Below are 25,382 nucleotides of genomic sequence, written 5' to 3' on the forward strand. Positions count from 1 at the left end.
GGCCAGGAGGATTCATCGAGTGTTTCCCCCGGGGAACCCGGCGGCTCATGGCTTGGTAGCCGCGCCTACCCGCAGGTGCGTGATTCCAACCACTTCTTGGTCCCGGCGGGCCAGGCAGGCCCCCTCGCGGGTGGCTCCCGCGCGTCGGCCCTGGGGTGTCCCGGTAGCGGCCCCTGAGGGCGCCTACCCACTCAGGCGGGGGTCTCGTCGCTGTCTTCCTCGTCGTTTTCGGCCAGAACGGGCGACGCGTGGTGCGACCAGATCTTCCAGCCGTCGGGTGTGCGGCGGAACACGTTGGTGGCGACCACCAGCTGGCCCACGAGCGGGCCGAGCTCCTCCCCGCCCTCGGGGGCGGGGCCGCCGCTGAGGATGTTCTCGGTGCAGGTCACCAGGGCGGTGTCGCCGGTGACGGAGACGTGCACGTCGGTGAGGAAGAACTGGATGTAGTCGGTGTTCGCCATGATCAGCGCGTACGACCTGAGAACCTCGCCGCGCCCGGTGAGCACCGGCCAGCCGGGGTGCACGCAGGAGACCACAGCGGCGTCGGCCGGGTCGTGGTACGTCTCGTCGATGCCCAGGTCGGACGGGGTGAGCCAGAGCGCGGACAGCTTTTCGAAGTCGCCGCTCTCCAACGCCTCGTAGAAGGCGGTGTTGGTGGCCTCCACCTGCTCGACGTCGGTGTGGGGGGCGCTCACCGGGCTCCTTCAGAGCTGTGCGTGCCGTTGTGCTCGGCGTTCGCGCCGGGCGCGTTCTGGGCGTCACGCGCCTCTTCGATCGCGCGCGCGACGCGTACCGCGTCCGCCGTGGCGCGCACCTCGTGCACGCGCACCGCCCACGCGCCGGCTTGCGCGGCGAGCGCCGAGACGGCGGCCGTGGCGGCGTCGCGCTCCCGGGCGGGCGGCGGCGCGCCCTGCGGTCCGGCCAGGACGCGGCCGAGGAACCGCTTGCGGGAGGCGGCGACGAGGAGGGGACGGCCGAGGGCGAGGAGGCGGTCGAGGTGGGCGAGGAGGACGAGGTCGTGCTCGGCGTCCTTGGAGAAGCCGAGACCGGGGTCGACGACTATGCGGTCGGGGGCGATGCCGCCGGCCAGGACGGCCTCCACGCGCGTGTGGAGCTCGTCGACGACCTCGGCGACGACGTCGGCGTACACGCCCCTGACGTTCCCGCCCTGCAGGAAGCCGCGCCAGTGCATGACGACGAAGGGGGCGCCCGCGTCCGCCACGACCGGGATCATCGCGGGGTCGGCGAGGCCGCCGCTGACGTCGTTGACGAGGGCGGCGCCGGCGGCGAGGGCCTGCTCGGCGACCGAGGCGCGCATGGTGTCGACGGAGATCGTGACGCCCTCGGAGGCGAGGTCGCGGACCACGGGGACGACGCGGCGCAGTTCCTCGGCCTCGTCGACGCGGGTGGCGCCGGGGCGGGTGGACTCGCCGCCGACGTCGACCAGGTCGGCGCCCTCCTCGACCAGGGCCAGGCCGTGCTTGACGGCGGATGTGGTGTCGAACCAGCGGCCGCCGTCGGAGAAGGAGTCGGGGGTCACGTTGACGACTCCCATGACCGCGCACCGGTCCCACTGCGGAAGGCCCGTGACGCGCCCGCGTCCGCTCTGCTTGCTCATATGTTCAGCGTAGGCCCATGGGAGGTCCGGGACGTGCGGTGGCCCGAGCAGCAGCCCTGGGATGGGGGCGGGGGCGGGCTGCCGCTCGGGCCGGTCATGGAGGGCCGTGTCATGCCGCCCCGGGACGGCCGTGTCACGCCGCGCGGACGTTCCGTTCCGCCACCGAGTGGGGGCACGGGCGCCGGGCGGTCGTACGGCGGCGCAGGAAGCGCGGCAGCGGCAGGGCCAGGTTTACGAAGCCCTCCGCCTGCATGGCGGCGAAGCCGAGGCGGGGCAGGTCGGCGGAGGCGCGGTAGACGACGAAGCGGGGCTCCCAGCGGGGCTGGAACTTGGCGTTGAACTTGTACAGGGACTCGATCTGGAACCAGCGGGACAGGAACACCAGCAGCCCGCGCCAGGCGCGCAGCACCGGGCCCGCGCCGATCTTCTCGCCGCGCGCCAGGGCCGAGCGGAACATCGCGAAGTTGAGGGACACGCGCGCGATGCCGAACTTCGGGGCGGCCTGGAGCGCGGCCACGATCAGCAGTTCGTTCATGCCGGGGTCGGCCGAGCGGTCGCGGCGCATCAGGTCCAGCGAGACGCCGTCCGTGCCCCACGGCACGAAGTGGAGGATCGCCTTGAGGTCGCCGTACGGACCCGGGTCCTCGTCGGCCTTGTGGGCGGTGGCGATGAGGCAGTCGCCGTCGGCCGGGTCGCCGACACGGCCGAGCGCCATCGAGAAGCCGCGCTCGGTGTCGGTGCCGCGCCAGTCCTCGGCAGCGCGGCGGATGCGGTCCAGCTCGGCCTCGCCGAGGTCACCGACGCGCCGTACCCGGGTCTCGTAACCGGCGCGCTCGATGCGCTTGACCATCTGACGTACGTTGCGCATCGCGCGGCCGGCGAGCGAGAAATCCGGGACGTCCACCACCGCCTCGTCGCCCAGTTCGAGGGCGTCGAGCCCGGTCTCGCGGGTCCACACCTCGGCGCCGGTCTCGGAGCAGCCCATGACGGCCGGGGTCCAGGAGTGGGCCTTGGCCTCGTCCATGAAGCGCTCGATGGCGCCGGGCCAGGCCTCGACGTCGCCGATCGGGTCGCCGCTGGCGAGCATCACGCCGGAGACGACGCGGTACGTCACCGCCGCCTTGCCGCTGGGGGAGAAGACGACGGCCTTGTCGCGGCGCAGCGCGAAGTGGCCGAGGGAGTCGCGGCGGCCGTGCTTGACCAGTAGGGCACGCAGGCGTGCCTCGTCGTCCTCGGTGAGGTGGGCGGCGGGGTGTTCGGGGCGGAAGGCGAGGTAGATCGTGGTGACCGCCGTGATCCAGCCGAGGGCGCCCAGGGAGAAGGCGACCGTCCACGAGGTGTTGCCCTCGTAGTCGACCGGGCCCTCGAAGCCGAACAGGCCGTAGATGACGTGCGCGATGCGGTCGGCCAGGCTCGGGTCGCCGACCAGGGTCTCCGGATGGGCGCTGACGATGACCAGCCCGAGGGCGAGGGAACCGGCGCTCATGAGGACGAAGTTGGCCAGCGCGCGCCACCTGCTGCGCGGGTCGGGCAGCGCCGCGAACTGGTCGCGATGGCGCAACAGCGCTGTGAGCAGCACGACAGAGATGAGGACGCCCACCAGGGAGTGGCGGTACGTGAACTGCGCGACCGCTCCGGCCGGCAGCAGCACGACCGCGGCGCGCCACGCCCGCCGCTTGCCGCGCTTGAGGCCGTGGGCGAGCAGGAGCAGCAGCACGCCCGCGCTGAGCGACAGCGCGGCCGCGAACGGGCCCATCGCGCCCGGCAGCACCTCGGCGATGGCGTGCATACGGCTGTGCCGGAAGCGCGGGAAGACGCCCGCGGCGATGTCCAGCAGGCCCACCAGGGCGCAGGCCCTGCCGACGAGCACCGGAACGGCCTCCGGGCGCGGGCCGCGGAGCAGATGCCGTACTCGGCCCGGCAGGTGCCGTATCTGGCTCGATCGTTGGGGAACCTCGCCCGACATTTCCACATCTGTCCTGACAGACATCGCATCCCATTAGTTCTGCGAGAGACCTTGGATCCGGTGCCGATTCGGGCATCCGGCGACATTGCGCCCTCTAGGACGGTGTCTCGAGGGGAGAGGTTCACTCGACTCCTCAAAACCGCTTCAAAGGACAAGGAAAGTCCGGGGCAAACCCTTGCGAAGGAGCGGGGGAGGCAGCGCGGAGGAAGCGCGAACCGGGCGGAAAGCGCGGACAGGTAACCATCGATGGGTCTCACGAGCGACAAGGTGCTGGCGCTGGCGGTCGCGGCCGCCGTAGGGCTGTTCGTCGGCACGGTGTGGCTGTGGCCACGGCTGGCGCGGCGCGGCTGGCGGAACGTGGGCGGGCGCGTCGGTCTGCTGCTCTCCACACAGGTGATGCTCTTCGCGGCGGTCGGTCTCGTCGCCAACCAGGCGTTCGGGTTCTACGCCAGCTGGGCCGACCTGTTCGGGCAGGAGACCGACCAGGGTGTCGTCGTGGACCACACGCCGGCCGGCGGGCCGCTGGAGGTCGTCGACACGCGGCGGGTGCCCGGGGCGGCCAGTGCCCGGCCGCACCTGGGCGGGCAGATCCAGAAGATCGACATCGTGGGCCGTACGACCCACATCGCGACGCCCGCGTACGTCTATCTGCCGCCGGAGTATTTTCAGCCGCAGTACCGCACGCGCACATTCCCGGCGGCCGTCGTCCTCACCGGTTATCCGGGGACGGCCCGGGCGCTGGTGGACAAGCTCGACTATCCGCGCACGGCCGCGAGGCTCGCCGAGGACGGTCGTATGCGGCCGATGATCCTGGTGATGATGCGGCCGACCGTGGCGCCGCCGCGGGACACGGAATGCGTGGACATCCCGGGTGGCCCGCAGACCGAGACGTTCTTCGCCAAAGATCTGGTCGATGCCGTGAGCGGGCACTACAGGGTGGGCGGGAAACCGGGCAGCTGGGGCATCATCGGTGACTCCACGGGCGGCTACTGCGCGTTGAAGCTCGCCATGCACCATCCCCGGGTGTACGCCGCCGGGGCGGGGCTTTCCGCGTACTACAAGGCGCCGATCGATCCGACGACGGGCGATCTCTTCCACGGCGACGAGGAACTGCGCAATCGCGCGAACCTGTGGTGGTACCTCAAGCACATGCCCGCTCCGGACACTTCACTGCTCGTCAGCAGCAGCAAAGTTGGAGAATCCAACTACAAGGACACGTTGAAGTTCATTGAGCGTGTGAAGGCCACGAACCTGACGCGGATCTCGTCGATCATCCTGGAAAGCGGAGGGCACAACTTCAACACCTGGCGGCGGGAGATTCCGGGGACGCTGGAGTGGATGAGCGGGCGGCTCAGCGCCAGGTGACTCGGCCGGTGACGTGACCGGTGAAGCGGCGGGTTAAGTGGCGGGTGACATGGCGGGTGACATGGCCGTCGGGGCTTTGTGATCTTGGTTGTCGGTCAATTCGGTGGCCGATCTGATTCCTGATGCGGTGTGAACGACTCGGGATGGCTGTGTTTTTACGGGGCGGGGCAACAAGATTCGCCTACGCGCGGTAAGTTTCTGGCCATGCCACGTGGACGTCACCGTCATTCCCCGCCCTTGCACAGGCTGCTGCCCCCGTCGGCGATCGCAGGCGTCTCCCTCGTCTGGGCCCTCGCCCCCTGGGTGTTCACCGAGCCCGTAGTGCTGCGCGGCCTTGCCGCGGCCGCCGCGGCGACGGCGGTCGTGGGCGCGGTCGTCCTGCGTCGCTGGGACACGCAGGCGGGCAAGCGGGTCGCCGACCTCACGCGCGCGCGTGCGAGCGACGAGTGGCGGTACGAGGAGCGGGTCGCCGAACTGGAGACCGACCTCGAGGAGTCGCGCGAGCTGCGCGTCAAGCTGGAGCAGCGGCTGCGGGCCAAGCGGACGGAGCTCGCGGGGCTGCGCAACGAGCACGCGGCGCTGCTGCGCCGGTACGCCACGGCGGAGACCGAGCGGGCGAGCGTCCTGGAGGAACGCCGGGTTCTGGAGATAGAGGCGGCCACGCCCGCGCGCGCGTTGCCGCCGGCGGCGGTCGACGGTGCGGCTTCCGCGAGTGTGGTTTCTGCCGCTGCGGAGGGGGCTGTGGCTGCCCCTGCCGAGACGGCGGGCGCGGACACCGAGGGCGTCGGGGAGACGGCAAAGACTCCGGCCGTCTTCTCGCCGGAGGGTTCCCGGTTGTTCCTGCGGGCCAACGCCGCGCTGGCACGGTTCGCCGGCGATGAGGCTCCAGGGGCGGCGGAGGAGGCTCCGGAGGCGTCGGAGGGATCAGCGGGAGACGGTCCGGGCAAGAGCGGGGACGGCTCGGCGAAGGACAGCGAGCCCGCCAAGAGCGAGCCAAGGAACGATTCCTCGAAGAACGACCTGCTGAAGAACGACCCGCTGAAGGACGACCCCCCGAAGAACGACCCCCCGAAGGGCGACGGCCCCTCCGACGACGAGTCGGCGGAAGCCGGTCCGGATGCCGTCGAGGCGGCGGTCACCGGGGGGACCGAGACGGAACCCGCGCTGGAGGACGAGGCGCAGGGGAAGCCCGAGGCGGTCGACGGGCACGAGCGCGCGGCCGCCACCTCCACGGCAGACACGGTCGCCGAGGCCCAGTCGGCCCTGCCTGCGGCCCGGCAGGCCTCGGGGCACTTCATCGCGCCGACCGCGGTGGCCGTCGTACCGGCGACGCCCGTACGGCGTCAAGCGGTCGCAGGCGGCTTCGACTTCTTCGGTACGAAGCAGGGGGCGGCGCCCTCCGCGCTGGAGTCCGTCCAGAACGAGGACCTCGCCGACGTCGTCGGCCAGGAGGCCCTCGCCCTCCACAAGGCCGAGTCCGAGGCCGAGTTCAAGCCGGCCGACGAGGAGTCCCGGGGCATCGGCCAGGTCATCGACCTGACGGCTCATGACGAGACGGAACAGATCGATGTACAGGGGCTCAGGAGCGCGGTTTCCTGACGCTCACCCGGTCACGCACGCCGTGAGGGACGCTCAGGCCATCCACCGGTCCGGCCGGGCGTCCCGCCGCCCCGTGCGCGACCGCTCCGCCTGTCCCCGCAGCAGCTCCGCCGCCTCCCCGGCGTCCCGCAGCCGGGCGGTGACGGTCTTGTTGGCCCCGGTGTCCACGTGTACGTCGGCGACGCCCCACAGCCGCTCCCACGGCCCCTGAGCCAGCCGTACGCTCTGGACCTTCGCGTGCGGCACGAGTGCCAGGCTCCGCCGGAAGAGGCCGGTCCGGGCGGCGAACACCGCGTCCGTGACGGCCAGGCCGTACCCGCGCCACCACACCGGCACGCACCGTCCCGCCCGCCGCGGTGGACGGGACAGCGACGCGCGTGGCGGAACGGTAACCCCGGGCAGCACGCGCGCGACGACCGATTCGGCGACCTCACGCGGGGCGACCGGCAGCAGGACCGAGTTGGACGAGCCCGCCACGTCCAGTTCCACCCGCACCCAGCCGCGCCGCCGCCACAGCAGTGGTTCGACGATCCGTACGGTCTGCACGCGGCCGGGCGGCACCGTCTCGTGCGCCCGGTCGAGCAGGCCATGGTCGAGGCGCAGCCCGTCCGGCGACTCGCCCACGGTCCAGTCGTACTCGGTGACGAACCGTCCCACGCTGCTCGCGCCCGCCGCGCCGAACAGCGGAACCGCGGTCGCGAGGACCGTCCACGCGCTCTCCGTGGCCAGCCAGAGGACGGCCGGTACGACGACCGCGGCGGCCAGCGTCGCCCAGGTGGCGCCGGTCAGGACGAGCGAGACGGCCAGGACACCCGGTGGCACGCGCAGCAGCTCCTGGGACGGTGCCTCGCCGACCTCGTGCGCCGTCTCGGGCGCGAAACCGGCGGCGCGCGCGAGGAGTTCCGCGCGGAGCGCACGCGCCTCCTCCGCGCCCAGGAAAGCGAGTTCGTCCTTCTTGTCCGTGCCTATGACGTCGAGCTTGAGCTTCGCGACGCCCGCCACGCGCGCGAGCAGCGGCTGGGTGATGTCGACGGCCTGGAGGCGTTCCAGCCGGATGTGCGCGGTGCGCCGGAACACCAGGCCGGTACGGATGCGCAGTTCGGTGTCGGTCACCGCGAAGTGCGTGAACCACCAGGTGAGGAAGCCGTACAGGGCCGCCGCCGGGACGAGCACGGCGAGCGCGAGCAGAATCGTGGTGGTCGTCAGCCTGGTCAGCTGGCGCTGCGCCTGGTCGGGGTCGTGCACCGCCCACCCGATGAGCACGGCGACCGGCGCCCACGCGCGCCTGAGCGGTGTCACGGGGTGCAGCCGCCGTTCGGTCACAGGCCGCTTCTCGCGTATGGCGTCGTCGACGCCGGGCGTCGTCACAGCCCTGCCGATCGTGCCTCGCCCAGCTCGGTGAGCCGGTCGCGCAACCGTTCCGCCTCGGCCGGGTCGAGGCCGGGGATGGTGGCGTCGGTGGCCGCGGCGGCCGTGTGCAGCTGGACGCTGGCCAGGCCGAAGTGCCGCTCCACGGGGCCGGAGGTGACCTCGACCAGCTGCATCCGGCCGTAGGGCACGACCGTCTCCTCGCGCCACAGCACGCCCCGGCTGATCAGCAGGTCGTCCGCGCGCTCGGCGTAGCGCCAAGAACGCCAGTTGCGGCCGAGCATCACCCAGCCCCAGGCCATCAGGGCCGGCGGCACCAGGGCGAAGGCGGCCCAGCCGGGCCCGACGAGCAGGCCGAGCAGCAGCGCCAGGCCGATCGTCAGCAGCCCCAGCCACACCACCAGCAACAGCCGCCGCATCTTCAGCAGCCCCGGGGGCAGCCCGGTCCACCCCGGCTCGGCTCCCGCTTGCTCGGCTCCCGCCTGCTCGGCCTCCACCCGTTCGTCCCCCGCCCGCTCGTCTCCCGCCGCCCCGGTGTGCTCCGGGCTCCCCGTCTCCATGAGGTCAGCGTACGTAGGGGAGACTGTGTCCATGACTCCTACGACGGAGACCATGGTCGGCATCGGCGGCGCCGCGGAGAGCACCGACATGGTGCTCAACATCGGCCCCCAGCACCCGTCCACGCACGGCGTGCTGCGCCTCAAGCTCCTCCTGGACGGCGAGCGCATCACGCGCGCGGAGCCGGTGATCGGCTATATGCACCGCGGTGCGGAGAAGCTGTTCGAGGCCCGCGACTACCGCCAGATCATCATGCTCGCCAACCGCCACGACTGGCTGTCGGCCTTCTCCAACGAGCTGGGCGTCGTCCTCGCCGTGGAGCGCATGCTCGGCATGGAGGTACCCGAGCGGGCGGTGTGGACGCGCACGCTCCTCGCGGAGCTGAACCGGGTGCTCAACCACCTGATGTTCCTGGGGTCGTATCCGCTGGAGCTGGGCGGGATCACGCCGATCTTCTACGCCTTCACCGAGCGCGAGGAGCTCCAGCACGTCATGGAGGAGGTCTCCGGTGGGCGGATGCACTACATGTTCAACCGGGTGGGAGGCCTGAAGGAGGACCTGCCGGCCGGGTGGACCACGCGCGCGCGTACCGCCGTCGCCGACGTGCGCTCGCGCATGGACCGGTTCGACGACCTGGTCCTCGGCAACGAGATCTTCCGCGGGCGCACGCGGGGCGTGGGCGTCCTCCCGCCGGAGACCGTGCACGCGTACGGCGCGAGCGGGCCGATCGCGCGCGCCTCGGGCGTCGACTTCGACCTGCGCCGCGACGAGCCGTACCTCGCCTACGGCGAGCTGGGGGACGTCCTGAAGGTCGTCACCCGCGAGGAGGGCGACTGCCTCGCCCGGTTCGAGTGCCTGCTGGAGCAGACCCACAACGCCCTCGACCTCGCCGACGCCTGCCTCGACCGGCTCGCCGAGCTGCCGCCCGGGCCGATCAACCAGCGGCTCCCCAAGGTGCTGAAGGCGCCCGAGGGCCACACGTACGCGTGGACCGAGAACCCGCTCGGCATCAACGGCTACTACCTCGTCAGCAAGGGCGAGAAGACGCCGTACCGGCTCAAGCTGCGCTCGGCGTCGTACAACAACATCCAGGTGCTGGTCGAGCTGTTGCCGGGGACGTTGGTCGCGGACATGGTGGCGATTTTGGGGTCGATGTTCTTCGTGGTGGGGGACATCGACAAGTAGCGGCTCGTCGTCCGGGGACGTCGTAGGGGTACTTCGTAGGTCATCGTAGGGGTTCGTTCGGAATTCCGACTGGCTAGGACGCTCAGTCCGCCAGTACGTCCGGAATTCCAACCGGCTGCATCAGCCAGCCGAAGTCTCCGAGCCCGCCCGTGGCCGTGAGCTCGGCGGCTTCACCGGCGCTCGCGAGGGCGCGTACGTATGCGGCCGGGTGTGTGGAGGCCAGCTCGAGTGCGGGGCGTGCGCCTGTGATGCCGAGGGCGCGCAGCGCCTCGCGTTGGGACAGCAGGCGTGCGCCGGGCAGTGTGCACGCGGTCGCGCACGCGTCCAGCGCCACGTGGGCCGTGATGTCGCACGAACCGTCCGGCACGGGCGCCGTCTCCCGCCCCTCGCGGAAGCCGGTGAGCGTCCCGAAGGGCGGCCGGGCGGGTGCCGTGTGCGCGTAGTCCACGGCGACCGCGAGGCCCTGGTCCAGCGTCGAGACGGCGGCGGCCCAGGCCTCGTCCCGCGGCAGCCCGATCTCGGCCCGCAGCCCTTCCACGACCGGCGCGCCCGACACGGCCCACGCCCCTTCACCAGCCCGCGCCCCCTTCACGCGCCCCAGCGGCCACCATCGCGCGAGCCACTCCGCCTCCACACCGGCGACCGGCTCCCCGAGGCGCTCGGTCCCGTCCCGTCGTACGAGAACCCGCCGCGGTACGCCCGTGGAGTCCACCTCCACGACCTCCACGGTGACGTTGTCCAGCCACTCGTTGGCGAACAGCAGGCCCGAGATCCGCTGGGGCGGCTGCGGCAGCCACTCGATCCGGTGATCCAGGGTTTCCGGGCGGTCGGCGAGCTCGACGGCGTACGCACGCGTGCGTGCCGCCACTTCGGCGGGGAGCGCGGCCAGTACGCGGGCGACCAGCTCGCCCCGCCCCGCGCCCATGTCGACGAAGCCGAGCGAGTCGGGCCGGCCCAGCGCCTCGTCGACCCGGCACAGCAGCCGGGCCACGGCACCGGCGAAGAGCGGCGAGGCGTGGACGGACGTACGGAAGTGGCCCGCCGGTCCCTCGGGACGGCGATAGAAGCCGTCCGGGCCGTAGAGGGCGGCTTCCGCTGCCGCGCGCCACCCGAGCCACTCGTCCGTCGCCTCTGCTGTCACCGGCTCAGGCTAAGCGCACAGGGGAACGCAGCCTCCACCTTGCGGAGTACGCGCGCGTGGTGCGGATCGGCCCTCCGGTTGACCCCTGCACGCATCTCGCTTCCCTACGCTGGGTTACGTGCAACGCCTCTATGACTTTCTCCGCAGGCACCCGACATGGGTCGACGGCTTCTGGGCCGTCTTCCTTCTCGGGATCTCTGTGCTCACCGTGTCCGTCGGGCAGGTGGACGGGCAGGAGAGTCGGGGGACCGGATCCGAGGCGGTCATCGTCCCGGTCCTCATCCTGCTGTGCCTGGTGATCGCGTTGCGCCGGCGCATGCCGGAGAAGATGCTGCTGCTGGCCATCGGCGTGGGGCTGGCGCAGCTGGTGCTGGACGTGGCGACGACGCCCGCCAACTTCGCCTTCCTGGTGATCACCTACACCGTGGCCGCGACCGGCGCCCGCTGGGCCTCCCGGCTCGCACTGGGCGTGTCCCTGTTCGCGGCGCCCCTCGCACAGGTGCGCTGGCCGGAGAAGGATTCGAGCGTCCTGGGCACCGTGGCGCTGATGGTCTTCATGACGGTGCCGTTCGTGCTCGCCTGGGTGCTCGGCGACTCGATCCGCACCCGCCGCGCCTACTACGAGCAGCTCGAGGAGCGCGCGACCCGGCTCGAAAAGGAGCGCGAGGCGCAGGCCAAGGTCGCGGTCGCCGCCGAACGCGCCCGGATCGCACGCGAGCTGCACGACGTCGTCGCGCACAACGTCTCGGTGATGGTGGTGCAGGCCGACGGCGCCGCCTACGTCCTCGACGCCGCCCCGGACCAGGCCAAGAAGGCCCTGGAGACGATCTCCTCCACCGGCCGCCAGGCCCTCGCCGAGATGCGCCGCCTGCTCGGCGTGCTGCGCACCGGCGAGCACCAGGAGGGCGGCGAGTACGTCCCGCAGCCCGACGTCGAGCAGATCGACGACCTCATCCAGCAGTGCCGCACCTCCGGCCTGCCGGTCGACTTCAAGGTCGAGGGCACCCCGCGTCCGCTGCCCAGCGGCGTCGAGCTCACGGCGTACCGCATCGTGCAGGAGGCGCTCACCAACACCCGCAAGCACGGCGGTCCGAACGCGGGCGCGAGCGTGCGCCTGGTCTACTTCGACGACGGTCTCGGCCTGCTCGTCGAGGACGACGGCAAGGGTGCCCCGCACGAGCTGTACGAGGAGGGCGGCGCCGACGGCCAGGGGCACGGCCTGATCGGTATGCGCGAGCGGGTCGGCATGGTCGGCGGCACCCTGGACGCGGGGCCGCGCCCGGGCGGAGGATTCCGGATCAGTGCGTTGCTGCCGCTCAAACCGGCGCACTGACGCCTGCGCATGCCCGTTGTTGACACCTGTAACGCCCCTGTAGAACGCCCTGTAGGCGTAGAACACCCTGTAGACGGATACGGAAGACACGGAAGAGGACCCGATGACGATCCGCGTGATGCTCGTCGACGACCAGGTGCTGCTGCGCACCGGGTTCCGGATGGTGCTCGCTGCCCAGCCGGACATGGAGGTCGTCGCGGAGGCGGGCGACGGCGTCGAGGCCCTCCAGGTGCTGCGCTCGACCCCCGTCGACGTCGTGCTGATGGACGTGCGCATGCCGAAGCTGGACGGCGTGGAGACCACCCGCCGAATCTGCTCGGAGCCGGACCCGCCGAAGGTGCTGATCCTGACCACGTTCGACCTCGACGAGTACGCCTTCTCCGGGCTGAAGGCGGGCGCCTCCGGCTTCATGCTCAAGGACGTGCCGCCCGGCGAACTCCTCGGCGCCATTCGCTCCGTGCACAGCGGCGACGCGGTGGTGGCCCCGTCGACGACCCGGCGCCTGCTGGACCGGTTCGCCCCCATGCTGCCCTCCGCCGGCGAGGAGGCCCAGCACAAGGAGCTGGAGCGGCTCACCGACCGCGAGCGCGAGGTCATGGTGCTGGTCGCGCAGGGCCTGTCCAACGGCGAGATCGCCGCCCGGCTGGTGCTGTCCGAGGCGACGGTGAAGACCCACGTCGGCCGCATCCTGACCAAGCTGGGGCTGCGCGACCGCGTGCAGGTGGTGGTCCTGGCCTACGAGACGGGGCTGGTCCGGGCGGGCGGGCACGGCTGAGTCCCCGGGACGTCACGCGCGCGTGACCGGCGCCCACTAGGGTCTGGCCATGCTCCTGTGGATCAACGGCCCCTTCGGGGGTGGCAAGACACAGACCGCACACGAGATCCAGCGCCGGCTGCCCGGCAGTGTCATCTGCGACCCCGAGCACCCGGGGTTCGGCCTGCGCCGCATGCTCCCGCCGGAACTGCGCGGCGACTTCCAGGACTTGACCTCCTGGCGGCAGGGCGTCGTCGAGGTCCTCGACCTCGCGCTCACCAAGCACGACGGAGCGGTCATTGCCCCCATGACGGTCACGAACCCGGACCACTTCGCCGAGACGGTCGGCCGACTGCGCGAACTCGGCCACGACGTACGGCACTTCACGCTCCTCGCCGAGCGCGAGACCGTACTCAGGCGGCTGCGCGAACGCGGCCTCGGTCACCTCCCTCAGTATGTCGCCGGGAAGAACGCCGGGCTGCGCCGGGAGAGTTGGGCCGTCCAGCAGCTCGACCACTGTTTGGAGCGGCTGCGCGAGCCGGAGTTCGCCGAGCACCTGTGGACGGACCACTCGACCGTGCCGAAGACGGCGGACCGCATCGCCGTCCTGGCCGGGCTGCGGCTCCGGCCGAACAACGAGGGTGCGCTGCGGACGCGGCTGCGGCAGGCGGGGGTCGGGATCAGACACATCCGGTTCGACTGAGCCGACCGGTCAGCGCAGGATCCCCTCCAGGAAGTCGCTGCCCAGCCGGGCCACGATCGCTATGTCCAGCTGGTGTTGGACGTACCGGCCGCGGCGGCGCGTGGTGATGAGGCCCGCCTTCTTCAGGACGCTCAGGTGGCGGGATATCTCCGGGGCTGTCATGCCGTGCGCCTGCGCCAGCTCGCTCGTGGTGTAGGCGCTGCGGGCCAGATAGCGGCAGATCCGCATGCGGACGGGGTGGGACAGGGCCGTCATCCGCAGGGCCAGCTGCTCGACGGTGGACGAGGTCGCGAGCTCCGGGGAGCCGACCGGATAGTGCACCGCCGGCTGCCAGCCGGGCCGGTACAGGACGGACAGGTGGGGCCAGCCGAGGCTGGTCGGTACGAGGAGAAGGCCGCCGTCCTCGGTGGTCGTACGGGCCACGCTCAGTTTGTCGACCGTGATCTCCCCGGCGGTCTCGTCGACCGTGACCGCGGGGGACACCGCGGCCAGGGCCTCGGCCAGGCCCTTGTGACGCAGGAGGTCGGTCTTCCGGCGGGCGTCGGCCGTGAGCTGGTGGCGCAGTCGCGACCAGGTGTCCGCGAAGAACGCCTCGTCGCAGTCCTCCAGGAACTGCCGCAGCCAGGCCCGGATCCTGGGCGGGTCGGTCAGCAGGAGTTCACTGAACCGCTCCTGCTGCGGTCCCCGCGCGGCGGCCAGCTCCAGGGCACGGCGGCGCAGCCCGGCGTCGACGAGTGGGCTGGGGCCGACGCCGTAGGGCATCGCGCAGGAGAACTCCAGCGCCGCGTCCACGAACTGCTCGTCCGTCAGCTTGTCCAGCAGGTCCAGGTCCTCGGCGAGCGTGGCGCCCGGGAGGGTGCTGCGGCCCGGGATTCCGGCGAAGGGCATGAAGAGGTCGGAGAACGTCGTCCGCCACAGGAAGTCGGCCTCGCACATCCGGTCGGCCAGATGCGAGTCCAGCCGGGCCGTCACGCCCGTCACCCAGCCCTGCAGGCCGGGGTGATGCCCCGGCTCCGACAGCGCGTGCAGCGCCATGCCGAGCTCGGCCAGGGGCGAGGGCACGACGACGACCCTCTCCGGCCGCAGCCCCGCGATGTCGATGCTCACGCTCATGCCCTCATGGTGCACCTCGCCACTGACAACGCCCCCGTCGATTGACGGTCGCCGTCAATCGACGCGACGTGGCGGCAGGCTCGGCGCAACGTGGGATCACCGGGGCAGCCGCGGAGCCCGATCACCACCACCCATGACTCCTACGTCCCGAGAAGGCGACCCGTCATGAGCATCACGCAGCAGTACCTCCTCGACACCTACCGCGCCCGGCAGCACGGCGAGCCCGCACCGCCCGCGCCCGGTGCCCACGACCGGCGGATCGTGCGCGAGTGGCGCGGTTACCGGCAGTTCCGGGCCGTCGTGGCGGAGCGTCCGGCCCAGGGGCGGATACGGCAGGCCCTGCGCCGGTGGCTGGGTCCGCGGCCGCGCTCTACTTGCTGACCTCCCTGCCCTCCCCGACCTCCTCGGTCAGCCGGGCCACGAACTCCGCGACCGCCGTCTTCACCTCGCCGGCCGTCCACTCCAGGCCGGCGGCGCGGACGGAGACCTCCGTGAAGGACAGGCCGGGCCCGCCGCGGTCCCAGGGCGCGGCGAACAGGTACGTGCCCGTCTCCTCCGCCTGCCGCACCGCCGCTTCCATCAGTGGACCGGCCTCGTACGGCAGCCAGACCTGGAACTCGTGGGTGTGCGGCTCCTCGGGGTGTACGCGCGCCCACGCCACGCCCGCCTCCGCGAACCCCTCGCGCAGCGCGGCGGCCACCACGCGCGCGTGGCGGACGTACTCCGGCAGCCGGGGCAGCTCCCGTTCCAGGCCGACGAGCGCCGACAGCGCCGTGGGGAACTGCTGGAAGACCATGCCGCCGTACCGGTGCCGCCAGGTCTTCGCCTCTTCCACGAGTGTCTTCGGACCGGCGAGCGCGGCGCCGCCGAAGCCGTCGAGGGACTTGTAGAACGACACGTAGACGCTGTCGGCCAGGGCCGCGATCTCGTCGAGGGGACGGCTGAAGTGGACGGTGGACTCCCACAGGCGTGCGCCGTCGAAGTGCACCACCGCGTCGCGCTCCCGCGCCGCCTCCACGAGCTCGATGAGCTCTTCCCAGGAGGGCAGCACGAAACCGGCGTCCCTGAGAGGCAGTTCCAGCATCAGCGCCCCGAAGGGCTCGTCGAAGTCGCGTATCTCATCGGCGGTGGGCAGCCGCGGCTCACTGGTCACCCGCACCGTTCGCAACCCACTGACCTGGCTGAACGCGCCACGCTCCCACACTTCGGGGTGGGCCAGCGCGTGCAGGGCGACGGTGGGGTTCCCGGTACGGGACGCCCAGCAGCGCAGGGCCACCTGCTGGGCCATCGTGCCGGTCGGGAAGAACGCGGCGGCCTCCGTGCCCAGCAGCGCCGCCACGCGCTCCTCCAGGGCCGCCACGATCCCGTTGCCGTACATGTCCGACGGTTCGTCCAGGTCGTACACCTCGGGAGCCGCTTCCATCAGCAGTGCGAGCCGTCGGCGGATCGTGCTGCTGAAGCCGCCGCGCGAGAGCACACGCGGCGTCTCCCGCAAGGCAGCCGACCGCCGCTTGCGCAACCGCTCCGGTGCCGACAGCTCATCGCCCTGCTCCGCCGTATCACTCATGCTCCGGATGATGCCGTGCGCCCACGCGCGCGAGCACCCGCATTTCCGTACGCCCCTGACGCCCGCCCGCCGTAAACGCTGCGTGCGATAACCCACAGCCTGTGGACAACCGGACGCCCGTGGAACCGATCGCGTTAACATGACGAGAAATCGTCCGGTACCCAGAGCGGACTGGAACGGGAAGGCCTCCGTCGCGTGAGTACAAGCCAACAGCCAGATCCCCGGGACCGCCCCGCGCGGCTCACCGTCGGTGTCGTCGGCGCCGGTCGTGTCGGCCCCGCGCTCGCCGCGTCCCTCCAACTCGCCGGACACCGCCCGGTGGCCGTCTCCGGAGTCTCCGACGCCTCCCGGCGACGGGCCGCGGAACTGCTCCCCGACGTGCCGCTCGTGCCGCCCGCCGAAGTCCTCGCCCGTGCCGAGCTGGTGCTGCTGACCGTCCCGGACGACGCGCTGCCCGGGCTGGTCGAGGGCCTCGCCGAGACGGGAGCCGTACGGCCGGGCCAACTGCTGGTGCACACCTCCGGGCGGTACGGCGCGAAGGTCCTGGACCCCGCCCTGCGCGCGGGCGCGCTGCCGCTGGCCCTGCACCCCGCGATGACCTTCACCGGCACCCCCGTGGACGTGCAGCGCCTGGCCGGCTGCTCCTTCGGCGTCACCGCGCCCGAGGAGCTGCGGCTGGCCGCCGAGGCCCTCGTCATCGAGATGGGCGGCGAGCCCGAGTGGATCGCCGAGGAGATGCGCCCGCTGTACCACGCGGCCCTCGCGCTGGGCGCCAACCACCTGGTGACCCTCGTCGCCCAGTCCATGGAGCTGCTGTGCGAGGCGGGCGTCGCGGCCCCCGACCGGATGCTCGGCCCGCTGCTCGGCGCCGCCCTGGACAACGCGCTGCGCTCCGGGGACGCGGCCCTGACCGGCCCCGTCGCGCGCGGGGACGCGGGCACCGTCGCCGCGCACGTCACGGAGCTGCGCAGGCACGCCCCGCAGACCGTCGCCGGCTATCTCGCGATGGCGCGCGCGACCGCCGACCGGGCGCTCGCCCACGGACTGCTCAAACCGGAGCTCGCCGAGGACCTCCTCGGGGTACTCGCCACCGGGACCAACGGCGCCGAGGGAGACGCCCGATGACCACCACCTTGCTGCGCACCGCCGACGAACTGCACGCGCGTGTGCGCAGCGGTCGCCGCGCCGTCGTGATGACCATGGGCGCCCTGCACGAGGGCCACGCCACCCTGATCCGCACCGCGCGCGGCATCGCGGGGCCGGACGGCGAGGTCGTCGTCACCGTCTTCGTGAACCCCTTGCAGTTCGGCAAGGGCGAGGACCTCGACCGCTACCCGCGCACCCTGGACGCCGACCTCAAGATCGCTGAACAGGCGGGCGCGGACGCGGTGTTCGCCCCTTCGGTCGACGAGGTCTACCCGGGCGGCGAGCCCCAGGTCCGCATCAGCGCCGGACCCATGGGGGAGAGCCTGGAGGGCGCCTCACGGCCCGGCCACTTCGACGGCATGCTCACCGTCGTCGCCAAGCTGCTCCACCTCACCCGCCCCGACGTCGCCCTGTACGGCCAGAAGGACGCCCAGCAGCTCGCCCTGATCCGTCGCATGGTCCGCGACCTGAACTTCGGCGTCGAGATCGTGGGCGTCCCGACCGTGCGCGAGGAGGACGGCCTCGCGCTCTCCAGCCGCAACCGCTACCTCTCGCCCAAGGAACGGCACACGGCACTCGCGCTGTCCCAGGCGCTGTTCGCCGGCCGGGACCGGCACGCGGCCCAGGAAGCGCTGCGCGCCCGTGCGCGGGAAGTGCCCGCCACGCACGCGCGTGCGGAAGCGCTCAGCGCCATAGGGGAGTCCCGCGCGGCGGCCGACGCGCACGCGGTCGCCAAGGCCGTCCCCGGCGCCGCGGTGGCCGTCCGCGCCGCCGCCCGCCTGGTCCTCGACGAGGCCGCCCGCCTCGACCCGCCGCTCGAACTGGACTACCTCGCGCTCGTCGACCCGTCCGACTTCACGGAGATCGAGGACGACTTCACCGGCGAGGCCGTCCTCGCCGTCGCCGCCCGGGTCGGGACCACCCGGCTGATCGACAACATCCCCCTCACCTTCGGAGCCGCCTCGTGACCAGCACAGGCATACGACTGCACGCGCCCGCGCCCGGGTGGTCCATCTCCGCGGACGTCGTGGTCGTCGGCTCCGGTGTCGCAGGCCTCACCGCGGCCCTGCGCTGCGAGGCCGCCGGCCTGACGACCGTCGTCGTCACCAAGGCCCGCCTCGACGACGGCTCCACCCGCTGGGCCCAGGGCGGCATCGCCGCGGCCCTCGGCGAGGGCGACACCCCCGAGCAGCACCTCGACGACACCCTGGTCGCGGGCGCGGGCCTGTGCGACGAGGACGCGGTCCGCCTCCTCGTCACCGAGGGCCCCGACGCCGTACGCCGCCTCATCGAGACCGGCGCCCACTTCGACGAGTCCGAGGAAGGCGGCCTGGAACTCACCCGCGAGGGCGGCCACCACCGCCGCCGGATCGCCCACGCCGGCGGCGACGCGACCGGCGCGGAGATCTCCCGCGCGCTGGTCGAGGCGGTACGCGCGCGTGGCCTGCGCAGCATCGAGAACGCGCTCGTCCTGGACCTCCTGACGGACGCCGAGGGCCGTACGGCGGGCGTCACCCTGCACGTCATGGGCGAGGGCCAGCACGACGGCGTAGGCGCGGTCCACGCCCCCGCGGTGGTCCTGGCGACCGGCGGCATGGGCCAGGTCTTCTCGGCGACGACGAACCCGTCCGTGTCGACCGGCGACGGCGTCGCCCTCGCCCTGCGCGCGGGCGCCGAGGTCAGTGACCTGGAATTCGTCCAGTTCCACCCCACCGTCCTCTTCCTCGGCCCGGACGCGGAGGGCCAGCAGCCCCTGGTCTCCGAGGCCGTACGCGGCGAAGGCGCCCACCTGGTCGACGCCGACGGCGTGCGCTTCATGCTGGGCCAACACGAACTGGCCGAACTCGCCCCCAGGGACATCGTCGCCAAGGGCATCATGCGGCGCATGCAGGAGCAGGACGCCGAGCACATGTTCCTCGACGCCCGCCACTTCGGCGCCGATATGTGGGAGCACCGCTTCCCGACGATCCTCGCCGCCTGCCGCGCCCACGGCATCGACCCGGTGCACGACCCCATCCCGATCGCCCCGGCCGCCCACTACGCCTCCGGCGGCGTCCGCACCGACTCCCAGGGCCGTACGACCGTCCCCGGCCTGTACGCGTGCGGCGAGGTGGCCTGCACCGGCGTGCACGGCGCCAACCGACTGGCCTCCAACTCGCTCCTCGAAGGCCTGGTGTACGCCGAGCGCATCGCGGCGGACATCGCGGCGGTCCGCACGTCGAACGGCCTTCACGCACGCGTGCCGCACCCCGTGCCGTACCCCGAAACCCCCGAGCACCCCCTGCTCGCACCCGAGGCCCGCTTCGCGATCCAGCGGATCATGACGGACGGCGCCGGCGTCCTGCGCTCCGCCGAGTCCCTCGGCAAGGCCGCCGAGCAGATCCAGCAGCTGCACACCGACGCCCGGGACGCCCTCGCGGAGAACGGCAAGACCGCCGAGCCCGGCGTCGACACGTGGGAGGCCACCAACCTCATGTGCGTGGCCCGAGTCCTGGTCGCCGCCGCCCGCATGCGCGAGGAGACGCGAGGCTGCCACTGGCGTGAGGACGAGCCCGACCGCGACGACACGACCTGGCGCCGCCATATCGTCGTACGGCTGAACCCGGACCGCACACTGGCCGTGCACACCACCGAAACCGCAGACTTCCCCCCGACCCGGCAGCCACAGCAGGAGCAGTGACAGAAGTGACCACCCCCGACCTTCCCCTCGCCTCGACCGGCGGCTGCGGCGACGACTGCGCCTGCGGTGCCGACGAGGAGTACCTGGAGTGCGGCCTCGACCCCGCCCTCGCACAGCTGCTGGCCGACGCCGGCCTCGACCCGGTCGAGGTCGAGGACATCGCCAACGTCGCCATCCAGGAGGACCTGGCACACGGCGTGGACGTCACGACGGTCGCCACCATCCCCGAAGAGGCAGTCGCCACCGCCGACTTCGTCGCACGCGAGGCAGGCGTCGTGTCGGGCCTCAGGGTCGCCGAAGCGGTCGTCTCGCTCGTCTGCGAGGACGAGTTCGAGGTGGAGCGCCACGTCGAGGACGGCGACAAGGTGGAGGCAGGCCAGAAGCTCCTCTCCATCACCACCCGCACCCGCGACCTCCTGACGGCCGAACGCAGCGCACTGAACATCCTCTGCCGCCTGTCGGGCATCGCGACGGCCACGCGCGCGTGGGCGGACGTACTGGAAGACACGCGGGCGAAGGTCCGGGACACCCGCAAGACGACGCCGGGCCTGCGCGCCCTGGAGAAGTACGCGGTGCGCTGCGGAGGCGGGGTCAACCACCGCATGTCCCTGTCGGACGCGGCCCTGGTGAAGGACAACCACGTAGTGGCCGCAGGCGGCGTGGCCCAGGCATTCAAGGCGGTCCGCGAAGCCTTCCCCGACCTCCCCATCGAGGTCGAGGTGGACACCCTCCACCAGCTTCGCGAGGCGGTGGACGCGGGCGCGGACCTGATCCTCCTGGACAACTTCACGCCGGGCGATTGCGAGGAGGCGGTGGCGATCGTGCACGGCCGGGCAGCACTCGAAGCCTCGGGCCGCCTGACCCTCGCCAACGCCAAGGCGTACGCGGACACGGGCGTCGACTACCTGGCCGTAGGGGCCCTCACCCACTCCTCGCCGATCCTGGACATCGGCCTGGACCTGCGAGCGGCGGAGTAGGAACGGCCATGCTGCTCACCATCGACGTAGGCAACACCCACACCGTCCTCGGCCTCTTCGACGGCGAGGACATCGTCGAACACTGGCGCATCTCGACGGACGCCCGCCGCACCGCCGACGAACTGGCGGTCCTCCTCCAGGGCCTGATGGGCATGCACCCGCTCCTCGGCGACGAACTGGGCGACGGCATCGACGGCATCGCCATCTGCGCCACCGTCCCCTCGGTCCTGCACGAACTACGCGAAGTCACCCGCCGCTACTACGGCGACGTCCCCGCGGTCCTGGTCGAACCCGGCGTCAAGACGGGCGTACCGATCCTGACGGACAACCCCAAGGAGGTCGGCGCGGACCGCATCATCAACGCGGTCGCGGCCGTGGAGCTCTACGGCGGCCCCGCGATCGTCGTCGACTTCGGTACGGCGACGACGTTCGACGCGGTGAGCGCGCGCGGTGAGTACGTGGGCGGTGTCATCGCCCCCGGCATCGAGATCTCGGTCGAGGCACTCGGCGTCAAGGGAGCCCAACTCCGCAAGATCGAGGTGGCCCGCCCGCGCAGCGTGATCGGCAAGAACACGGTCGAGGCGATGCAGGCCGGCATCATCTACGGCTTCGCCGGCCAGGTGGACGGCGTGGTCAGCCGCATGGCCCGCGAGCTGGCGGACGACCCCGACGACGTCACGGTCATCGCAACGGGTGGCCTGGCGCCGATGGTCCTGGGCGAGTCCTCGGTCATCGACGAACACGAGCCGTGGCTGACCCTGATCGGCCTACGCCTGGTGTACGAACGCAACGTCTCCCGCATGTGACTCCGTCGGTCGAGCCGAGCCACCGGTGCCGTTCGCTGTGGGGTTGCCCGGCATGAGGCTGGGCGGGGTCGCGCAGCCCGGTACGGGGTGACTGCGTCGGCCGACCCAGTCACAGGTGCCGTTCGCTGCGGGTTGCCCGGCGTAGGCGCTGAGCGAGGGGGTCGCGCAGCCCGGCGCTGAAGGGGTGCCGCCCGCGCCCACCCGTGCCGCCCCAGCGGCACGACTGCCCGCGGCTGGGGCCGGACGGCCCGCGGCTGGGGACGGCCCACGGCTGGGAGCGACGGCCCGCACCCGCGTACGGCGGCAAGGGGACGTGCCGGGGGGTGTCCGCCCGCAGAGTCCGGTGTCAAGAAACGGCACCTCTCGCGCAAGGCCCACCACCGGACCGAGGACGGACACCCCCCGGCACGGCCCCGACCCACACCCCACCCGCAGGCGCTACCCGCACCCCCACCGAACAGCAGCAGGCCGCCGCAGGCACCAACGCGCACCCCCACCACCCGAGTGGCTCCGCCCGCCACACCCACCCCCCTTATGCCGTGTTTGTCTGATTAGCGCGTATCGTCGGCCCATGCCCACGCCATACGGATCCCGCGGCGGCATGGCGTTCGGCGTGGAGGAGCTGCGTGTGCTCCGCCGCGCTCTCGCCCTCGCCCTTCACCCCAGCCCCGCCACGGCCGAGGACATCCAGGACTGTCTCCGCCTCGCCGAGTCGCTCGACGAGGCCATGCGCGAGGGCGCCCGGATGCGCGCCTTCCTGGTGGCCGACCTCGCCCGCTGCCGCGCCGCCCTGCCCGGCTCCGCAGCCGGCTACCTCACCCTCCTCGAGGAGGCTCTGGGCGCCGGGTACCACCCGACCTCCGACGACCTCGCCGCACTGCGGGCCCTGCGCGGCAACCCCACCGCGGCCACCCTCCTCGGCCGCTGCCGGGCACTCGCCGAGCAGGACGTACGAGCCCGCCTCGCGCGCGGTACCGCCGGCCCGGCCCCCCACGTCACGCCGACCGTCCCCGGCTCCCGTACGCGCTTCCAGGCCCTCCCTGGAGGCCTCTCCGACGGTTCGCCCACCCCCGCGGTCCACCTCCCCGCCCAGGACGCCGGCCAGGAACCCGGCAAGCAGCCCCGGAAGAAGCCCGCCGAAAAGCCGGCAGCCCCCGGACCCGGCCGAGGCCCCGCCCCAAGCCCCGGCCCCACCCCCGCCGCCCCGAAGCCGACGCGCCCCATCCCCACCCCCGGCGAGGTCTTCCCGCGCCGCAAACCGACCCCACCCCCCACGACCCCGCCCCAGCAGCTCGCCGCAGGCTGACCGCACCCCCAACCCCCACCCCGGCCGAGCCCCACCCCCTGGCTACCCTGGACGCATGGACTACGTCTCCGCACTCCTCCCCCCGACGGTCATGGCCGTGTTCTTCATCGGTCTGATCAGGGTGATCGTGAAGACCCAGGGCGGAGCCAACAAGGCCAAGGAGGACGCGGCCGTGGACGCCGCCCTCGCGCGCGTGGAGGCCACCCGCCAGGCCCCCGCGAACCCGGAAGCCTGAACCCCGGCGCCCGAATCCGGGCACTGGCGCGGTCAACGGCGTACGACTCCAAGCCTCAGCGCTTTCCGAGTCGTACGCCCTTTTTGTTCCCGTTTGCTGACTGAAGTGCACGTTCGGCACGCAAACATCTAGATCTCCTACTATTGTGCTGAGTTGTGCCTCGCCCCTTGGGAGAACTCGAAGACGCGGTCATGACGCGGGTGTGGAAGTGGAACCGCCCGGTGACCGTTCGAGAAGTCCTGGAAGATCTCCAGCAGGAACGGTCCATCGCGTACACCACGGTGATGACCGTTTTGGACAATCTCCATCAGAAGGGCTGGGTGCGTCGCGAAGCGGAAGGCCGGGCCTATCGATATGAGGCGGTCTCCACACGAGCCGCCTACGCCGCCGCCCTGATGAACGACGCCTGGTCGCAGAGCGACAACCCCGCAGCCGCACTCGTTGCCTTCTTCGGCATGATGAGCGAGGAACAGCGCCACGCCCTGCGGGACGCCGTACGCATCGTCCAGGGCCCGGAAACACCCGAGCCCGCGCAGCCGCCCGATACGCGCCGCGTTACGAGCGCCGATACCGAGAGCACCGATACGAGCGGCACCGATACGAGCGGCACCGATACGAGCAGCACCGATACGAGCAGCACCGATACGAGCAGCACCGATACCCCCGCTCCCGATACCCGCAGCACCGATACCGGCACCGATACAGCCCCCCATACCAGCGGCGATACCAGCCCGGATACCCGTGCCGATACCGGCAGCGAGAACCCCGGCGCGGCGCAGGAGCCCGACGGGCGATAGCGTCCGCTCATGTCAGCAGAGAGCCGCTCGGCCGAGAGCTCCTCGGCGGAGAGCCCAGAAGTCACCGCAAAAGCCATCACCGTCCGGCGGGCCCGTACCAGCGATGTCGAGGCGGTGCGTCGTCTCCTTGACGAGTACGTCCAGCGTCGCATCCTGCTCGACAAAGCCACGGTGACGCTTTACGAGGACATCCAGGAGTTCTGGGTCGCCGAACGTGACGACAACGGCGAGGTCGTCGGCTGCGGCGCCTTGCACGTGATGTGGGAAGACCTGGCGGAAGTCCGCACTCTGGCGGTGAAGCCCGGCCTGAAGGGTGCCGGCGTCGGCCATCAGTTGCTGGAGAAGTTGCTGCACACCGCGCGCTGGCTCGGCGTTCGCCGGGTTTTCTGCCTGACCTTCGAAGTGGACTTCTTCGGCAAGCACGGCTTCGTCGAGATCGGCGAGACGCCGGTGGACACCGATGTCTACGCGGAGCTGCTGCGTTCCTATGACGAGGGCGTGGCGGAGTTCCTCGGTCTCGAACGAGTGAAACCGAACACCTTGGGCAACAGCCGGATGCTTCTGCATCTGTGATCGCCGCCCGCTATTCCGGTGGGTGACCCTGCCCAGGTGCCCTATGTCCGAAACGCGCATGTTTCCGGACCGCGGTCGCCCTCTGGGTCTCTCCCGGGGGTTTGTGTTTTTCCAGCAAAAGCGGTTTGCTTTCCGACGTACTGCAGTACTGCATATAACAGGGGACGGCGAAACGGCGGACGCCGCAGACCCCAGGCCCTCAAGTTATCGATGAAAGGAAATCCGGTGGCACAGAAGGTTCAGGTCCTTCTTGTCGACGACCTCGACGGCGGCGAGGCGGACGAGACCGTGACGTTCGCGCTGGACGGCAAGACGTACGAAATCGATCTCACGACTGCCAATGCGGACAAGCTCCGTGGCCTTCTCGACCCTTACGTGAAGGGCGGTCGTCGCACCGGTGGCCGCGCTTCGGGCGGGCGTGGAAAGGCGCGTGCCGCTTCCGGTGGCAGCCAGGACACCGCGCAGATCCGCGCGTGGGCGAAGGAGAACGGTTACGAGGTCAACGACCGCGGCCGCGTCCCGGCGTCCATTCGCGAGGCCTACGAGAAGGCGAACGCCTGATCAGAGGTCAACGCCTGATCCGAGGGCAACG

At 71.7% G+C, this 25,382-nt stretch carries 25 protein-coding genes; 17 read left to right on the plus strand and 8 right to left on the minus strand.

Annotation, left to right across the window (positions count from 1 at the left end; all coding sequences use genetic code 11):
* Nucleotides 1-191: 191 nt before the first annotated feature.
* The 3 genes from ACTMVF_RS03715 to ACTMVF_RS03725 all read right to left on the minus strand — a co-directional run bounded on the left by ACTMVF_RS03715 (nucleotide 192) and on the right by ACTMVF_RS03725 (nucleotide 3,584).
* Nucleotides 192-695, minus strand: coding sequence for a nuclear transport factor 2 family protein (locus ACTMVF_RS03715; RefSeq protein ID WP_441269461.1), 504 nt, complete (start codon nucleotides 693-695; stop codon nucleotides 192-194).
* Entirely contained in the window at nucleotides 692-1,618 is a 927-nt protein-coding gene (gene folP / locus ACTMVF_RS03720) for a dihydropteroate synthase (protein ID WP_441269462.1), read from the minus strand. The genes ACTMVF_RS03715 and folP overlap by 4 nt, the downstream gene beginning before the upstream one ends.
* A gap of 133 nt (nucleotides 1,619-1,751) precedes the next feature.
* Entirely contained in the window at nucleotides 1,752-3,584 is a 1,833-nt protein-coding gene (locus tag ACTMVF_RS03725; RefSeq protein ID WP_441269463.1) for a phosphatidylglycerol lysyltransferase domain-containing protein, read from the minus strand.
* A gap of 246 nt (nucleotides 3,585-3,830) precedes the next feature.
* On the opposite strand from ACTMVF_RS03725, the gene ACTMVF_RS03730 reads away from it, so the two are divergent.
* Entirely contained in the window at nucleotides 3,831-4,949 is a 1,119-nt protein-coding gene (locus ACTMVF_RS03730; protein ID WP_441269464.1) for an alpha/beta hydrolase, read from the plus strand.
* A gap of 204 nt (nucleotides 4,950-5,153) precedes the next feature.
* Nucleotides 5,154-6,548, plus strand: a complete 1,395-nt coding sequence (locus ACTMVF_RS03735; RefSeq protein WP_441269465.1) for a hypothetical protein — start codon at nucleotides 5,154-5,156, stop codon at nucleotides 6,546-6,548.
* Nucleotides 6,549-6,581: 33 nt separating this feature from the next.
* Here the strand turns inward: ACTMVF_RS03735 and ACTMVF_RS03740 are convergent, their stop codons facing one another.
* Both ACTMVF_RS03740 and ACTMVF_RS03745 read right to left on the minus strand, forming a co-directional pair.
* Nucleotides 6,582-7,916 (minus strand): PH domain-containing protein, encoded by a 1,335-nt coding sequence (locus ACTMVF_RS03740; protein ID WP_441269466.1) that lies wholly within the window; start codon nucleotides 7,914-7,916, stop codon nucleotides 6,582-6,584.
* Nucleotides 7,913-8,476, minus strand: coding sequence for a PH domain-containing protein (locus tag ACTMVF_RS03745; protein WP_441269467.1), 564 nt, complete (start codon nucleotides 8,474-8,476; stop codon nucleotides 7,913-7,915). The genes ACTMVF_RS03740 and ACTMVF_RS03745 overlap by 4 nt, the downstream gene beginning before the upstream one ends.
* A gap of 31 nt (nucleotides 8,477-8,507) precedes the next feature.
* On the opposite strand from ACTMVF_RS03745, the gene ACTMVF_RS03750 reads away from it, so the two are divergent.
* Entirely contained in the window at nucleotides 8,508-9,659 is a 1,152-nt protein-coding gene (locus ACTMVF_RS03750) for an NADH-quinone oxidoreductase subunit D (protein ID WP_441269468.1), read from the plus strand.
* An 82-nt stretch (nucleotides 9,660-9,741) separates the two neighbouring features.
* Here the strand turns inward: ACTMVF_RS03750 and ACTMVF_RS03755 are convergent, their stop codons facing one another.
* Nucleotides 9,742-10,800, minus strand: a complete 1,059-nt coding sequence (locus tag ACTMVF_RS03755; RefSeq protein WP_441269469.1) for an SAM-dependent methyltransferase — start codon at nucleotides 10,798-10,800, stop codon at nucleotides 9,742-9,744.
* A 118-nt stretch (nucleotides 10,801-10,918) separates the two neighbouring features.
* Between ACTMVF_RS03755 and ACTMVF_RS03760 the strand changes: the two genes are divergently transcribed.
* The 3 genes from ACTMVF_RS03760 to ACTMVF_RS03770 all read left to right on the plus strand — a co-directional run bounded on the left by ACTMVF_RS03760 (nucleotide 10,919) and on the right by ACTMVF_RS03770 (nucleotide 13,590).
* Nucleotides 10,919-12,133, plus strand: a complete 1,215-nt coding sequence (locus ACTMVF_RS03760) for a sensor histidine kinase (protein WP_441269470.1) — start codon at nucleotides 10,919-10,921, stop codon at nucleotides 12,131-12,133.
* Nucleotides 12,134-12,236: 103 nt separating this feature from the next.
* Nucleotides 12,237-12,908, plus strand: a complete 672-nt coding sequence (locus ACTMVF_RS03765) for a response regulator transcription factor (protein WP_441269471.1) — start codon at nucleotides 12,237-12,239, stop codon at nucleotides 12,906-12,908.
* Between the two features lie 49 nt (nucleotides 12,909-12,957).
* Complete coding sequence (locus tag ACTMVF_RS03770; protein ID WP_441269472.1) at nucleotides 12,958-13,590, plus strand: AAA family ATPase; 633 nt, start codon at nucleotides 12,958-12,960, stop codon at nucleotides 13,588-13,590.
* A gap of 9 nt (nucleotides 13,591-13,599) precedes the next feature.
* Here ACTMVF_RS03770 and ACTMVF_RS03775 read toward each other — a convergent pair whose 3' ends face one another.
* Complete coding sequence (locus ACTMVF_RS03775; RefSeq protein ID WP_441269473.1) at nucleotides 13,600-14,703, minus strand: DUF5937 family protein; 1,104 nt, start codon at nucleotides 14,701-14,703, stop codon at nucleotides 13,600-13,602.
* Nucleotides 14,704-14,868: 165 nt separating this feature from the next.
* Between ACTMVF_RS03775 and ACTMVF_RS03780 the strand changes: the two genes are divergently transcribed.
* Nucleotides 14,869-15,084, plus strand: a complete 216-nt coding sequence (locus tag ACTMVF_RS03780; RefSeq protein WP_441269474.1) for a hypothetical protein — start codon at nucleotides 14,869-14,871, stop codon at nucleotides 15,082-15,084.
* On the opposite strand, the gene ACTMVF_RS03785 is transcribed toward ACTMVF_RS03780, so the two are convergent.
* Nucleotides 15,074-16,270: a threonine aldolase family protein gene (locus tag ACTMVF_RS03785; RefSeq protein WP_441269475.1), complete on the minus strand. Its 1,197-nt coding sequence runs from the start codon at nucleotides 16,268-16,270 to the stop codon at nucleotides 15,074-15,076. The two genes, ACTMVF_RS03780 and ACTMVF_RS03785, sit on opposite strands and share 11 nt — an antisense overlap.
* Before the next feature lie 195 nt (nucleotides 16,271-16,465).
* Between ACTMVF_RS03785 and ACTMVF_RS03790 the strand changes: the two genes are divergently transcribed.
* The 10 genes from ACTMVF_RS03790 (at nucleotide 16,466) to ACTMVF_RS03835 (ending at nucleotide 25,351) form a co-directional block, all read left to right on the plus strand.
* Nucleotides 16,466-17,395, plus strand: a complete 930-nt coding sequence (locus ACTMVF_RS03790) for a Rossmann-like and DUF2520 domain-containing protein (protein WP_441269476.1) — start codon at nucleotides 16,466-16,468, stop codon at nucleotides 17,393-17,395.
* Nucleotides 17,392-18,384 carry a pantoate--beta-alanine ligase gene (panC, locus tag ACTMVF_RS03795; protein ID WP_441269477.1) on the plus strand — a complete coding sequence of 331 codons (993 nt, stop codon included), beginning with the start codon at nucleotides 17,392-17,394 and terminating at the stop codon, nucleotides 18,382-18,384. The genes ACTMVF_RS03790 and panC overlap by 4 nt, the downstream gene beginning before the upstream one ends.
* Nucleotides 18,381-20,096 carry an L-aspartate oxidase gene (locus ACTMVF_RS03800; protein ID WP_441269478.1) on the plus strand — a complete coding sequence of 572 codons (1,716 nt, stop codon included), beginning with the start codon at nucleotides 18,381-18,383 and terminating at the stop codon, nucleotides 20,094-20,096. Before panC ends, ACTMVF_RS03800 begins: the two co-directional genes overlap by 4 nt.
* A 5-nt stretch (nucleotides 20,097-20,101) precedes the next feature.
* On the plus strand, nucleotides 20,102-21,073 hold the full coding sequence (gene nadC, locus ACTMVF_RS03805) for a carboxylating nicotinate-nucleotide diphosphorylase (RefSeq protein ID WP_441269479.1): 972 nt from the start codon (nucleotides 20,102-20,104) through the stop codon (nucleotides 21,071-21,073).
* Nucleotides 21,074-21,081: 8 nt separating this feature from the next.
* Nucleotides 21,082-21,879, plus strand: coding sequence for a type III pantothenate kinase (locus ACTMVF_RS03810; protein WP_302003627.1), 798 nt, complete (start codon nucleotides 21,082-21,084; stop codon nucleotides 21,877-21,879).
* Nucleotides 21,880-22,480: 601 nt separating this feature from the next.
* Nucleotides 22,481-23,185, plus strand: a complete 705-nt coding sequence (locus ACTMVF_RS03815; RefSeq protein WP_441269557.1) for a hypothetical protein — start codon at nucleotides 22,481-22,483, stop codon at nucleotides 23,183-23,185.
* A gap of 55 nt (nucleotides 23,186-23,240) precedes the next feature.
* A complete protein-coding gene (locus ACTMVF_RS03820) occupies nucleotides 23,241-23,420 on the plus strand; it encodes a hypothetical protein (protein ID WP_441269480.1) in 180 nt (59 codons plus the stop codon).
* Nucleotides 23,421-23,587: 167 nt separating this feature from the next.
* Entirely contained in the window at nucleotides 23,588-24,217 is a 630-nt protein-coding gene (locus tag ACTMVF_RS03825) for a BlaI/MecI/CopY family transcriptional regulator (RefSeq protein ID WP_441269481.1), read from the plus strand.
* A gap of 9 nt (nucleotides 24,218-24,226) precedes the next feature.
* Complete coding sequence (locus ACTMVF_RS03830; RefSeq protein WP_441269482.1) at nucleotides 24,227-24,790, plus strand: amino-acid N-acetyltransferase; 564 nt, start codon at nucleotides 24,227-24,229, stop codon at nucleotides 24,788-24,790.
* Nucleotides 24,791-25,015: 225 nt separating this feature from the next.
* Nucleotides 25,016-25,351, plus strand: a complete 336-nt coding sequence (locus ACTMVF_RS03835) for a histone-like nucleoid-structuring protein Lsr2 (protein WP_030959275.1) — start codon at nucleotides 25,016-25,018, stop codon at nucleotides 25,349-25,351.
* The last annotated feature ends 31 nt before the right edge of the window (nucleotides 25,352-25,382 follow it).

The sequence above is a fragment of the Streptomyces sp. SD31 genome (assembly GCF_052068475.1).
In the GTDB taxonomy this organism is placed as follows: Bacteria; Actinomycetota; Actinomycetes; order Streptomycetales; family Streptomycetaceae; genus Streptomyces.